This window comes from Microbispora siamensis, from assembly GCF_016863095.1.
GTDB lineage: Bacteria > Actinomycetota > Actinomycetes > Streptosporangiales > Streptosporangiaceae > Microbispora > Microbispora siamensis.
On the sequence record NZ_BOOF01000031.1, the window covers coordinates 59,289 to 71,589 of the forward strand.

The following is a 12,301-nucleotide window of genomic DNA, read 5'->3' on the forward strand; positions in this document are numbered from 1 at the left end:
CACTCCCTAGCCGAGGTCCGGATGTGGCGCGTAGCAGTCGAGCCGCATGAAGTCGTCGCTGGTCAGCAGCGTGTCCATGTCACCGATGTGCCAGCCCGCGTCCAGCAGCAGAGCGAGCAGCGGATGCGCGCCGGGCACCGCCACGTGCACCGGCCCGGCGCCGGGATGGGCGTTCGCCGCCTCCAGCACGATGTCGGCGCAGTCCTGCGGGGTCGCGCCCCCGGCCGGTCCGATGACGACCTTGTCTCCGGCCGTCCGCACGAACGCGTAGCCCGAGCCGCTGACGTGCAGGGTCACGCCCGGCAGCCCGGCATACCAGGTGAGTGTCGAGGTCCGGTCGCCGCCGGAGACGTGGGCGTCCATGGCCGCCGCCGCGTGGACGTCCGCCTCCCCCGGCGCCTCCTGACCGCTTTCCCGCCGTACGGACCGGTCGCCGAGCGGCCCCCGCTTCAGGTAGAACAGCGGGCAGCGCGGGCGCATCCCGTTCCTGACGTACAGCGCGAGCGCCCTCTTGTCGCTCGATGCGAAGGTGACCTTGGGCGTGTCGCCCGGCAGCAGGCGGGACAGGATCGTGCGGCCCACCCTCGACGACTGGTGGTCCGGCAGGACGAACAGGTCTCCGAGATGCGTGACCGTTCCCCGGCGCAGCGTGCCGCCGTAACCCACGATCTCGCCGTCCACCTCGGCGACGAGCACCTCGCCGAACGCGCGCTCGGCGTCCACGAAGTCCGGCTGCTCCGGCCACATGCCCAGAAGGCCGAAGTGGTTCGCGACGGCGCGAAGACCGGGCATGTCGGCGTCGGCGGCGGGACGGACGATCGGTTCCGCCATCGGTGCTCCCCCCTGCGAGTTCTTCCCTTGTTCCGGTCACCTTAGGGCGCGTTCATCCTCCCGTTCCCCGCCGGGGCATCGAACCGGGACGTACCCGGGCGGAGCAGGCGGAGGACACGTGAGGATCGGCGACCGGGCCGTACTGATCGTCCCGGCCCTGGCCGCGCTGCTGGGCGGTCTGTGGGGCGTCCGGCGCGGCTCGATGTGGCAGGACGAGGCCGCGACGTACGCCGTGGCGGGGCGGGCGCTGCCGGACCTGTGGCGCACGCTGGGGAACGTCGACGCCGTCCACGGCTGCTACTACCTGCTGCTCCACCCGCTGATCCGGCTCGTGGGGGACGCCGTCCCCGCGGAGGTGCTCATCCGGATTCCGTCCGTCCTCGCCACGGCTGCCGCGGCGGCCGGTGTCGCGGCCGTCGGGCGGCGGCTGGTCTCGGCCCCGGCCGGCCTGTACGCGGGCCTCGCGTACGCCGCCTCCCCGGTCGTCGTCTACCACGCCCAGGAGGGCAGGCCGTACGCGCTGGTCGCGGCGGCCGTGGTGGAGGCGACGCGCCTGCTCGCCGCGGCGCTGCACGGCCCGTCACGGAGGACCTGGGTGCGGTACGGCGCGGCGGTCGCCGTGGCGTGCCTGCTCAACCTGTTCGCCGTCCTGGCCCTCGCGGCGCACGCGGTCACGGTGCTCGTCGCCGTCGCGCGAGGTGGGGGCAGGGGCGTGGCGGCGCGCTGGGCCGGCGCCGCCGCGGCCGCCCTGCTCGCCGTCCTGCCGGTGGCGTGGACGGCGTTCGGCCAGCGCGGCCAGGTGGCGTGGCTGGAGCGGCCCGGCCTGCCGGAGGTGAAGGCGCTGGTGACGCGGTTCGCCGGCTCCGGCGTGCTGCTCGCGGCGACCGTCGTGCTCGTCGTGCTCGGTCTGACGACGAGTCGTGCGGGAGACCTGGCCGGAACCACCGCAGGACGAACACCCGGCGGGCCTGGCCGGCCGCCCGGGATCGCCGCGTTCGCGGTGCCGATGGCGCTCCTGCCGCCCGCCCTGCTGCTCGCCGTGTCGCAGATCCACCCGCTCTACCAGGACCGCTATGTCCTGTTCTCGATGGCGGGGCTCGCGATGGCGCTGGGCGCGGGGCTCGCCCGGGCCGTACGGCTGCTGCCGCAGGCGGCGCCGGGGTGGGTGCGGGCGGCGGCCGCGCCGGCGCTGCCCGCCCTGCTGCTGTGGGCGTCCCTGCCGGCCCAGGCCGCCGTCCGGCGGATCGACAGCCGCCCGGACGACCCGGCCGCCGTGGCACGGATCATCGGGTCGGAACGGCGGCCCGGAGACGCCGTGCTGTTCCTGCCCTCGATCCGCCGTCTGGTCGCCGAGGCCTACCCCGCCTCGTTCCGGGGCGTCCGCGACGCGGCGCTGCGGGCCGGCGGCGCGGCGTCGGGCACGCTCGCCGGGCGTGAGCTGCCCGCGGGCGAGATCGCCGCGTCGCTGGGCGCGGCGCCGCGGGTATGGGTGGTGAGCCGTCCCCATCCCGCGCCCGCCGACCTCTCGTCCTCGCGTGACTCGGCCAAGCGGCTGCTGCTGCGCGAGAGCTACCGCCGGGAGCGGACCGTCCGCGTGCTCGGCTACGCCGTACGGCTGTACACGCGGGTCAGCCCTTGACGGCCCCCGCGGTCAGGCCGCTGACGAGCTGGCGCTCGGCCACGGCGTAGAAGCCGAGGGCGGGCAGCATCGCGACCACGATGTAGGCCATGACCCGGGCGATGTCCGTCGCGTACTGGCCCTGGAATTGCTGGACGCCCAGCGGGATGGTGAAGAAACTGTCGTCGCTGAACACCACGAGCGGCAGCATGAACTGGTTCCAGCTGTTCACGACCGCCAGCACGGAGACCGTGGCGATCGCGGGACGGGCCATCGGCAGCAGGATCCGCCAGAAGAAGCCGAACGGGGAGCACCCGTCGAGGATCGCCGCCTCCTCGATCTCCCCCGGGATGGCCCGGAAGAAGCCGCGCAGGATGATGATCGTCATCGGCATGCCGAAGGCCGCCTGCGGGAGGATCACGCCGAGCGGGTTGTCGAGCAGCCCGAACATCCGCAGCAGCACGAACAGCGGCAGGATCGCCACCGCGAACGGGAACATGAGCCCGGCGGCGAACATCGTGAACAGCGCTTCGCGCCCCCGGAAGGCGAAGCGCGCGAACACGAAGGCCGCCAGCGCGGACACCGCGACGACCACGAGCGTGGTGAGCACCGCGATGTACGTGCTGTTCCAGAGCATCTGCCAGAACGATCCCGAGGCGAGGATGCTCGTGTAGTTCTCCGGCACCCAGGGGTCGGGCAGGCCGAGCGGGTTGCTCGAGAGCTGCCGGGTGGTCTTGAAACCGCCGAGCACGCCGTACAGCAGCGGGACGCCGACGAACAACGCCGTGATCACGACGATCGCGTGCAGGGAAAGGCTGCGCAGCGGACCGCCCGACGTCGGGGACTGCCGGTGACGGTTGGCGCTCATCGCTGGTCTCGCAGCACGGTGGAGGCTCCTTCGAGGTCGCGGCGCATGACGTATCTCTGGTAGAAGATCGCGAACACGAGGCTGATGAGGAACATCACGACGCTGATCGCGCTCGCATAGCCGACCTGGAAGCGTTTGAAGCCGAACTGGAACATCGTGACGGCCATGGTCTCGGAGGAGTGCGAGGGGCCTCCGCCGGTGATGATCCAGACCAGGTCGAACAGCTGGATCGCACCGATGACCGACAGGAACACGCTGATGCGGATCGTGGGTCCGAGCAGCGGCAGCGTGACGTAGCGGAAGACCTTCCACCCCGTCGCGCCGTCGATCTGGGCGGCCTCGGTGAGCTCCTTCGGAATGCCCTGCCGCCCGGCGATGTACAAGATCATGTGGAAGCCGAAGTACTTCCAGGTCATGACGATGAACACCGACATCATGACCGTCGAAGGGTCGGCGAACCAGTCGAGGGGATCGACCCCGAACCAGCCGAGGATGTAGTTGGCCAGACCGTCGGTGGGCGACAGGATCATCATGAACAGAACCGCGGTGATCGCCTCCGACAGCACGTACGGGGCGAAGAACAGCAGGCGGAAGAACGCCCGGCCGCGGATCTTCTGGTTGAGCAGCATGGCGATGCCCAGCGAGAGGGGAAGCTGGATCGCCACCGACAAGATGATCAGTAGCAGCCCGCGCCACAGGTCCCCGAGGAAGACCTCGTCGGCCAGCAGGCGGGTGAAGTTCGCCATGCCGATGAAGTCCGTCGGCAGCCCGCGCATGCCGTTCCACTTGAACACGCTCGCGTAGAAGGCGAGCAGGATCGGCGCCACGACGAGCCCGAAGAAGAGCACGAGCGCGGGCAGCAGGAACAGAAGGATCGTGGTGAACCCCCGGAGCCTGCGGCTCCGGGGTCTCGTCGTCTTCACGCGACAGTTACTCCTGCTTCGCCGTTTCCGTGATGGCCTGCGCCACCTGCTCGGGTGTCTTGGTCCCGGCGATCAACTGGGCCACGGTGTCGTTGACCTCCTGGCCGACGGCCGGCGGGAACGCCTGGTCGAGGTAGAGCTGGAACCCGGTGGCCCCGGCGAGGTTCTTGGCGACCACGCTCAGGTTCGGGTCCTTGACCGCGTCCTCCTCGCCCTTCAGCACCGGGAGCACGCCGCCGGTCCCGACCGCCTTGCGGTGCTCGGTGCTGTCGGTGAGGAACTTCAGGAACTCGATCGCCTCAGCCGGGGCGTCGGCCCCGATCGCGAAGCCACCGCCGCCGCCGAAGGCGTCGGTGACCGCGCCCTTGCCGCCGTCCACCGCGGGGAAGGGGAAGAACCCGAGGTCGTCGCCGAGGCCCTTGCCCGCGTCCTTCTGCACCGCGGGCGCCCACTGGCCCATCAGCTCCATGGCCGCCTTGCCGTCGCCCATCGTCGCGGCCTGGCCGCCCGGGTCGCCGTACGTCGCGCCGAGGTAGCCCTTCTGGAACGGCTGGAGATCGGCCAGTTCCTTGAGCTTCTGCCCCGCCTGCACGAAGGCCGGACCCGTGAAGTCCTTGCTCTCACCGGCCTGCTTGAGGGCGTCGAGGCCGCCGATCCGCATGGCGAGGTAGGCCCAGTAGTAGTGGCCTGGCCACTTGTCCTTGCCGGCGAGCGCGATCGGGGTGACCCCGGCGGCCTTCAGCTTCTTGACGTCGTCGATGAGCTGCGACCAGGTCCCCGGGGGCTCGGCGATCCCGGCCTTCTTGAACAGCGCCTTGTTGTACCAGAAGCCCACCATGCCGATGTCGTCGGGGATCGCGTACGTCTTGCCGTCGACCTGGTAGGCCGACAGCGCGGCGTCCGTGAAGTTGCCGAGCCAGGAACCGGCGTCGGAGGTGAGGTCCTTGACCAGACCCGCGTCGACCTGCTGCTTGAGCACGCCCCCGCCCCAGGTCTGGAAGATGTCCGGCGCCTTGCCGGACTGGGTGAGCGTCGTCAGCTTCGCCTTGAACGCCTCGTTCTCGTAGGGAACGCTCTTGATGGTGATATTCGGGTGCGCGGCCTGGAAATCCTTGATCGCCTGAGCGCCGTAGCTCTTCAGGGGTTCGGTGGTCCAGATGTTCCAGAACTCGACGGTCACCTTGCCGCCGGCTGAGCTCTTGCTCTCGCCGGCGTCGTTCCCGGTACTACCACATCCCCCGAGGACCAGTGCCGACGCCGCCATGAGCGCCGCACCTCGCCGACTCAACTTCACGGTGGTTTCCCTTCTGGATTCCGACCGAAACTTTCGGCAGTCGCCCGATAGTTTCTGCGATGGGGCAGACGTTACAGTGGGGTTAGGCTCAGATCAACGGCTGTTGTGCACCTGTTACGCACGGTCGACGGCGAAGGAAAGCACGACCGAACCACGACGCCCAAAAGGGATGAATAGGCAGCAATCAGGCGGCATTAAGGGGCAGCCGAAACCCGAACGGGCGCGGACCGCGCGGGAACCACAGGTACGGAAACGCCGCTTCGCCGCGAAACGTAAATCATGCGCGACGCAAGAAAGCCGCGCACGCGAAGAAACCCGGATGCCAGACCGGGTGAGGAGCCGGCGAAAGCGTCAGCGGGCGGCGGCGGTCGGGCGCTTGCCGTACGCGTGCTTGACGAGCTCGATCAGGACTTCCTTGCCCGATTCCCGCTTGCGCGCGTCGCACAGCATGATCGGCACGTCCTGGCTGAGGTTGAGCGCGAGCTTGACCTCGTCCAGGTCGAAGACCGGGGCGCCCTCGAAGCAGTTGACCGCGACGACGAAGGGCGTGCCGCGCCGCTCGAAGTAGTCGACGGAGGGGAAGCAGTCGGCGAGCCTGCGGGTGTCGGCCAGCACGACCGCGCCGAGTGCCCCCCGGGCGAGCTCGTCCCAGACGAACCAGAACCGCTCCTGGCCGGGGGTGCCGAAGAGATAGAGGACGAAGTCCTGCCCGATGCTGATCCGGCCGAAGTCCATGGCGACCGTGGTGGTCGCCTTCGCCTCGACCCCGGACAGGTCGTCCACGCCGACGCTGCGGTCGGTCAGCGTCTCCTCCGTGCGCAGCGGCCGGATCTCCGACACGGCCCCGACCATCGTGGTCTTGCCCACCCCGAAGCCTCCGGCGATCAGCAACTTGATCGCCGTGGGCATCTTCGGCGGGTTCTTCGCGGAATCAGAGCGCCCGAAGGCCATCGAGCACCGCCTTGTACATCCGCTCGTCGAGCACGTCCGTCTCCGGTTGGGGCTGCTGCACGGCCACGAAACCCCGGTCGAACAGGTCGCCGAGGAGGACCCGGACGATCCCGGCCGGCAGGTCCAGATGGGCCGCGATCTCCGCGACCGACAGCGGCCTGCGGCACAGCCGCACGATCGCCTGATGCTCGGGGTCCAGCCCGATCTCGGCTCCCGTGGTGGGCCGGATCGTCACCGCGAGCGAGATGAGGTCGAAGCGGTCCTGCGCCTCCGTACGGCCGCGTGCGATCACGTACGGCCGGATGGTCGGCGCGTCGAGTAAGCGCTCCTCGTCCGGGCTCCACTCGGGGTTCACCGGCGGACCTCGTTCCCGGCGGCCCGGTCCAGCGCGGCCCGGTCGATCGTGGTCCGGGCGGGCGAGGTCAGGTACTGCCCGACGCGCACGACGAGCATGGCCATCTCGTACGCCACCAGGCCGACGTCGGCGTCTCCCGTGCAGAGCACGGCCAGGCAGGCGCCCTGGCCCGCCACGGTCACGAGCAGGTAGGCCGACTTCATCTCCACGATGGTCTGCCGTACGGCCCCGCCCTGGAACCGCTCGCCCACGCCGCGCGCCAGGCTCTGCAGGCCGGAGGCGACGGCGGACAGGTGCTCGGCGTCCTCCACGTGGAGTCCCTGCGATCCCGCCAGCAGCAGGCCGTCCGTGGACAGCACGATGCCGTGCTCGACCTCGCGGACCCGCGCGACGAGGTCGTCGAGCAGCCACGCGAGGTCCGCGGAGGCCCCGGTCTTCTGCGTCACAGGTTGTCCTCCTCTTCACCCAGCATCTTCGCGGCCTCGGATCTGCCGCGCCTCGTCCCCGACTGGAACGAGCCCATGATCTTGCGGATTTCCTCCGGCGAGCGGTCCTCTTCCTCCTCCGCGTCGCTCGCTTTCCTCGGCTCCTCGGCGAGCGCGGGCGCGAGGTTGGCCTGCGGCACCCGGAAGGGCAGTCCCGACGGGGTGAACCCGGCCGAGGGCGCGGGCCCGTCCGGATCGCCGCCGCCGGAGAGTGGGGCGCTCTGCACGGGCCTGGGCGGCTCGGGAGCCCTCGGCACGGGAACCACCTCCTGAACTGGTCCGGGAACCGCCTCGGGCGCGCCGACCAGCGCGATCTTCCGGGAGCCGGGTTCCCGCCGCGGGAGACCGGGAGAGGTCTCCTCCTCGGGCAGGTCATCCCCGCCCTCGATGACGAGGTCGCGCGGCAGCAGCACGACCGCGGTCGTGCCGCCGTACGGCGACGCCTTGAGCGACACCTTGATCCCGTGCCGCTCGGCCAGGCGGCTGACGACGTACAGGCCGAGCCGGGCGGTGCTCGACAGGTTGAACTCGGGCGGATCGGCGATCCGCTGGTTGGTCGCGTCCAGGTCCTCGGCGCTCATCCCGAGGCCGCGGTCCTCCACCTCGATCGCGTACCCGCTGGCCACCACCTGGCCGCCCACCTGCACCATCGTGTACGGCGGGGAGAACGACACCGCGTTCTCGATCAGCTCGGCGAGCAGGTGGATGACGTCGCCCACCGCGCGTCCGATGAGCGCGGTCTCCCCCATCGGCATCACGGTGACGCGGGTGTAGTCCTCGACCTCGGCCAGCGCGCCGCGTACGACGTCGACCATCGGCACCGAGCGCCGCCAGGCGCGGGCGGGGGACGCCCCGGACAGGACGATGAGGTTCTCGGCGTTGCGCCGCATGCGGGTGGCGAGGTGGTCGATGCGGAACAGGTCCTTCAGCTCCGCCGGGTCCGACTCGCGCCGCTCCATCACGTCGAGCAGCGTGAGCTGGCGGTGCACCAGCGACTGAGTACGCCGGGCGAGGCTGAGCAGGATGTCGCGGATGCTCTGCCGGAGCTGGGCCTCCTCGACGGCGGTGCGGATGGCGGTCTCCTGCACGGTGTTGAACGCCGCGCCCACCTGGCCGATGACGTCGGGCCCGAAGTCGAGCGGCGGCGCCTCCGCCTTGACGTCGACCTTCTCGCCCTGGGCGAGGCGGGCGACCACGCCGGGCAGCCGCTCGTTGGCCAGTTCGAGCGCGGCCTCGCGCAGCTTCTCCAGCTGACGCACCAGCGCCCGGGCCGTGGTGACCGACAGGATGATCGACGCGATGACCGCCACCAGGCCGAGCACACCGGCCAGCACCAGCCGGATGATGACGCCGGCGGCGACGGGGGTCGCCCGATCGATCATCGTCTCGCCCGCGCCGCTGACCACGTCGTGCAGCTGTGTCAGGACGGCCGACGTCGCGGACTGCCACTGCTCTCCGCCGACGGGCACGCGCAGGCCGGGCCTGCCCTGCTGCGCGACCAGATCCTCCAGGCTGTGGAGCCGGGCGAGCGCGGCGCTCTTCTGCAGCCGCTGGTAGACGTCGGGAAGCGGCTCCTCCAGGTCGGCCTGCGCCAGGTCCATCACGTTGCGCTCGGCGCCGACGAGCTGGGTGAACTGGGCGACCTCCGCCTGGCCGAACCTGCCCGTCGCGATTACGCCGGCCAAAAGGGCGTCTTCGCGCGAAATGAGTTCTCGTGCCCAGTTCAGGCTGATAAGTGTCCGCGTGTCTTTCGCGAGCGCGTCGTCGTCGAGCGTGGCGAGCGAATAGTAGGTCTGGAAGAGAGAGTCGATGGGGTCGTTGTAGGCGTCGATGGCCCTGTTCCGGTCCACCTGGCGCGCGTCCACTGCGTGCCGCGCCGAACCGAGCTGGTCGAGCTGCCGGAACGTGCGGTTGATCCGTCTCTGGAGCTCGTCGGTCGCTGCGAACCGGAGGATGTCGCTGCTCGCGAGCCTGCGGAACTCGCCCGCGGCGGCGTCCGTACGGGTGCGCTGGGCGGCGAGGTCGGCGGACGGGACCAGCGCCGGGTTCACCAGGCGGGAGACCGACAGGCGCCGCTCCTTCTGCAGCTCGATCAGCAGGGACTCACTCGGCTGGGCGACGTTGCTGTTGTAGACCGTCACCCACGCGAGGTTGAGACCGTCCCGCACGGTCACCCACGCGGCGAAGACCCACAGGGCCGCAAGCGACACGAGCATGGCCGTGACTTTGGTCCGCACGCGCGAGTTGCGGAAGCGCATAACACCCACCAAGCGACATATGAAGAGCCGTCATAGCGCGTTTCCCGGCGATTAACCAGAAGCTCATCGCTAGGGCGGCGGACATCGCCCAACATTTATAGCCGCGCCACGCCCCGCCACCTTAGCAATGGACAGAAAATCGCTCAAGGCCGCATTATGTACGCCATTTGGGGCAAATGTACGAATGTATGCCTATATAGCGTGATCAAGCGACCCAGTGATCATAGTTGACGATGCCTGTCGACAACAAGTCGACTGGACTGTGCGAGGTGCAGGGCGGCGAGGATCGCGGCTCTGACCACCGCCACCGGCAGGTAGAGATCCTTGTCGTGCCACAGCGGCGGGTCGTCGGCCTCGTCCGCCCGGAGCAGGTAGTCATACCCCCTGGCGGCCGCCTCCACGACGGGCCCGTCCTCACGGTGGTCACGGCTCAGCAGCAGCAGTTGCATCGCATAGGCCGTCTCTTCCCGGGTGCCGCCCCAGCGGCCCCAGGATCCGTCGGCCCGCTGGGTCTCCAGCACCCATCGCACGGCCCGCCGCACGGAAGACGCGCAGCCGGCGCCGCCGAAGGCGTCCAGCGCCAGCGCACAGGAGACGGTCGCGTAGTAGGGCGAGGCGTGCCATCGGTCGTCCCACCACCCCTCCGGCCGCTGGCGCTCGCAGAGCCAGGCCCCGATCGCGTCCATGTCGGGCCGGTAGCGCTCGGCGGCCTCCGGCCGCACCGCCGCGTACTGCCCCAAGGCGTCGAGCACGTGGGCGTTCACGCTGACCGACGACCCCTCCTCCCCCTGCCAGGTGCAGAAGTGGGTGTCCGTGCGGAAGGCCCACAGGCTGCCCGGCTCGTACGGCATGCCGAGGAGCGCGAGGGCGTACAGGGCGACCGACGTGGTGTCGGCGTCCGGCGGCAGGCCGGCGCCCGCGGGCGTGCCGACCGGCTGGATCGCGGCCCGCAGGTCCGCCAGCATCTCCGGCGGCACCTCGAAGGGGACCCCCGCGCGGGCGAGCCAGCTCAGCACCCAGCCGCGCTCGAAGACCGTGATCGGGAGACCCACGGGGACCGGCCCGCCGTACCGCCGCGCGACCGCCTCCAGGTGCCGCCTGGCCGCGGTACCCGGATCCGGCAGGGCGCGGCGGCCGAGCCAGGCGGCGGTGGCCGCCGGGGAGGCGCCGACCGTGCCGATCGAGGTCGGCTGGACACCCGGGGCCGCATGGGCGGCGGGCCCGGCGACCTCCAGCGCGTGCATGAGCTTCTGCGGCAGTTCCGCGCCGGAGCCGACCCTCGACCTGACGGCGGCGAGCGTGTGCTCGTTCATGCCCGCGGGCAGCCGCAGCCTCGGACGCCCGGCGAGATGCGGCACATCCCGGTCGCCCAGCGTGTCCAGGTGCGCGTTGACCAGCTCGACCAGCGCGGGCACGACCAGCTCGATCGCCGGCATGTCGGGGAACAACGGCGCGGCACCCTGCGGCGGCCAGCCGAGCAGCCAGTCCAGCCCACGGCCGGCCGCCCGCGAGAGCGTCTCCCGGTCGGGCTCCCCCCGCGACACCGTGCACAAGAGCGCCTCGGTCGCGCTCAGCGTGGGGACGAGGGCGTACCCGTCCGGCCCGCCCCAGCGGCCGTCGGGCTGCTGGCCGTCCAGCAGGAACCGCACCCGTTCCGCGTGGCCCACCAGCCACGGCGCCAGGCTCACCAGCCGCCCGGTCTCGTACACCGAGGGGGAGACCGTGCCCCACGGCCGGACCATGAGATCCCTGACCAGTTCGGCGGCCGCGGCGGCCACGTCGACCGCCTTGGGGAAGGTCAGGCCGCCGACGCTCACAGCCCGCCCCAGTAGTCGGTGATCCCGTAGAAGCCCATGCTGTACCCGATCTGCCTTTCCAGATAGATCACCTCGTCCGGGCAGACGTCGCGCAGCGGCTCCAGGAGCTCGCCGCACCCGTCTACCAGGACGCCGACGCGTTCGGCGATCTCCTCCGGGCCCGAGCAGAGCAACCGCGCGTTGAGATCACCCCAGGTGAGGTCCCGCTCGTACGTGGCCAGGTCGTTGAGCAGGCGAAGGACGCGCTGCACCTGACCGCTCGCGGCCCTGAGCTCGTCGAGCCGGCCGAGCGCGGCCGGGTCTCCGCCCTGGATCCAGTGGGAGACGTTGACGAAGGACGAGCCGAAGTTGTCCGCGTTGTCGAGGTACTCGTCCAGGGTCGGCAGCGGCGCCCCCTCGCGGGCGGCCGTCTTCCAGTCCCACTCCCGTGCCATGGCCGTCAGCATGCGCCGCAGTTCCTCCCGCCAGACGGGCTCCCGGCCGGTGAACGCGGGCGCCGCGGCGAGCTCGTCCCGGATCTCGGCGAGGAAGCGGCCCAGGGGGAAGTCCTGTGGCGGCGGGGAGCCGTCCGCCACGTCCAGGCAGCCACGGACGAGGAGGTCCACCTCCTCCCGTGACTTCGCGACGTAGTCGAGCAGCCAGTCGAGCGCGAAGATCCACAGCGCCGTACGGCTCGCGACGCGCAACCGGTCCGCGCTCGCCCACGGGGCGCCGAACGCGTTCGCCTGCGCGACCGCGCTGAACAGCGCCGAGTCGAACGGCCGCGCGGGGAAGAGGCCGGGGTAGGCGTCCTGACACTTCCGCAGATCCCGCTGGAGTTCGGCGGACACGGCGGCGGCGGCACCGCACTCCCTGGCCGCCCGGAGCGCGTCTCCTGTCGGCTTCGTCATGTGCATGGATG

Annotated in this window: 11 protein-coding genes; 1 reads left to right on the forward strand and 10 read right to left on the reverse strand. The window is 70.8% G+C overall.

The features are described from left to right. Positions 1–6 precede the first annotated feature (6 nt). Positions 7–831: a GNAT family N-acetyltransferase gene (locus tag Msi02_RS25565; protein ID WP_204050619.1), complete on the reverse strand. Its 825-nt coding sequence runs from the start codon at positions 829–831 to the stop codon at positions 7–9. A gap of 118 nt (positions 832–949) precedes the next feature. Here Msi02_RS25565 and Msi02_RS25570 point away from each other — a divergent pair, with 118 nt between their 5' ends. After that, on the forward strand, positions 950–2,470 hold the full coding sequence (locus Msi02_RS25570; RefSeq protein ID WP_204050620.1) for a glycosyltransferase family 39 protein: 1,521 nt from the start codon (positions 950–952) through the stop codon (positions 2,468–2,470). On the opposite strand, the gene Msi02_RS25575 is transcribed toward Msi02_RS25570, so the two are convergent. From Msi02_RS25575 to Msi02_RS25615, 9 genes are all read right to left on the reverse strand, one after another. Next, positions 2,460–3,317, reverse strand: coding sequence for a carbohydrate ABC transporter permease (locus Msi02_RS25575; protein WP_204050621.1), 858 nt, complete (start codon positions 3,315–3,317; stop codon positions 2,460–2,462). The genes Msi02_RS25570 and Msi02_RS25575 overlap by 11 nt on opposite strands. Beyond that, the gene (locus Msi02_RS25580) at positions 3,314–4,240 is read right to left on the reverse strand and encodes a carbohydrate ABC transporter permease (RefSeq protein WP_204050622.1); all 927 of its coding nucleotides are present in this window, start codon (positions 4,238–4,240) and stop codon (positions 3,314–3,316) included. The genes Msi02_RS25575 and Msi02_RS25580 overlap by 4 nt, the downstream gene beginning before the upstream one ends. A 7-nt stretch (positions 4,241–4,247) precedes the next feature. Further along, positions 4,248–5,504 (reverse strand): extracellular solute-binding protein, encoded by a 1,257-nt coding sequence (locus Msi02_RS25585; protein ID WP_204050623.1) that lies wholly within the window; start codon positions 5,502–5,504, stop codon positions 4,248–4,250. Between the two features lie 381 nt (positions 5,505–5,885). Further along, the gene (locus Msi02_RS25590) at positions 5,886–6,485 is read right to left on the reverse strand and encodes a GTP-binding protein (protein WP_204050624.1); all 600 of its coding nucleotides are present in this window, start codon (positions 6,483–6,485) and stop codon (positions 5,886–5,888) included. Further along, the gene (locus tag Msi02_RS25595; protein ID WP_204050625.1) at positions 6,466–6,840 is read right to left on the reverse strand and encodes a DUF742 domain-containing protein; all 375 of its coding nucleotides are present in this window, start codon (positions 6,838–6,840) and stop codon (positions 6,466–6,468) included. The genes Msi02_RS25590 and Msi02_RS25595 overlap by 20 nt, the downstream gene beginning before the upstream one ends. Then, the gene (locus Msi02_RS25600) at positions 6,837–7,286 is read right to left on the reverse strand and encodes a roadblock/LC7 domain-containing protein (protein WP_204050626.1); all 450 of its coding nucleotides are present in this window, start codon (positions 7,284–7,286) and stop codon (positions 6,837–6,839) included. Before Msi02_RS25600 ends, Msi02_RS25595 begins: the two co-directional genes overlap by 4 nt. Next, positions 7,283–9,541 (reverse strand): sensor histidine kinase, encoded by a 2,259-nt coding sequence (locus tag Msi02_RS25605; protein ID WP_239108698.1) that lies wholly within the window; start codon positions 9,539–9,541, stop codon positions 7,283–7,285. Before Msi02_RS25605 ends, Msi02_RS25600 begins: the two co-directional genes overlap by 4 nt. A gap of 263 nt (positions 9,542–9,804) precedes the next feature. Then, a complete protein-coding gene (locus Msi02_RS25610; RefSeq protein ID WP_239108699.1) occupies positions 9,805–11,400 on the reverse strand; it encodes a prenyltransferase/squalene oxidase repeat-containing protein in 1,596 nt (531 codons plus the stop codon). Then, complete coding sequence (locus Msi02_RS25615; RefSeq protein ID WP_204050628.1) at positions 11,397–12,290, reverse strand: terpene synthase family protein; 894 nt, start codon at positions 12,288–12,290, stop codon at positions 11,397–11,399. Before Msi02_RS25615 ends, Msi02_RS25610 begins: the two co-directional genes overlap by 4 nt. Between the last annotated feature and the right edge of the window lie 11 nt (positions 12,291–12,301).

Excerpts from the sequence above, each read along its gene's own strand:
- Msi02_RS25565 (WP_204050619.1), bottom strand. The coding sequence starts at position 831 with ATGGCGGAACCGATCGTCCGTCCCGCCGCCGACGCCGACATGCCCGGT.
- Msi02_RS25575 (WP_204050621.1), bottom strand. The coding sequence starts at position 3,317 with ATGAGCGCCAACCGTCACCGGCAGTCCCCGACGTCGGGCGGTCCGCTG.
- Msi02_RS25585 (WP_204050623.1), bottom strand. The coding sequence starts at position 5,504 with ATGGCGGCGTCGGCACTGGTCCTCGGGGGATGTGGTAGTACCGGGAAC.
- Msi02_RS25590 (WP_204050624.1), bottom strand. The coding sequence starts at position 6,485 with ATGGCCTTCGGGCGCTCTGATTCCGCGAAGAACCCGCCGAAGATGCCC.
- Msi02_RS25605 (WP_239108698.1), bottom strand. The coding sequence starts at position 9,541 with ATGCTCGTGTCGCTTGCGGCCCTGTGGGTCTTCGCCGCGTGGGTGACC.
- Msi02_RS25615 (WP_204050628.1), bottom strand. The coding sequence starts at position 12,290 with ATGACGAAGCCGACAGGAGACGCGCTCCGGGCGGCCAGGGAGTGCGGT.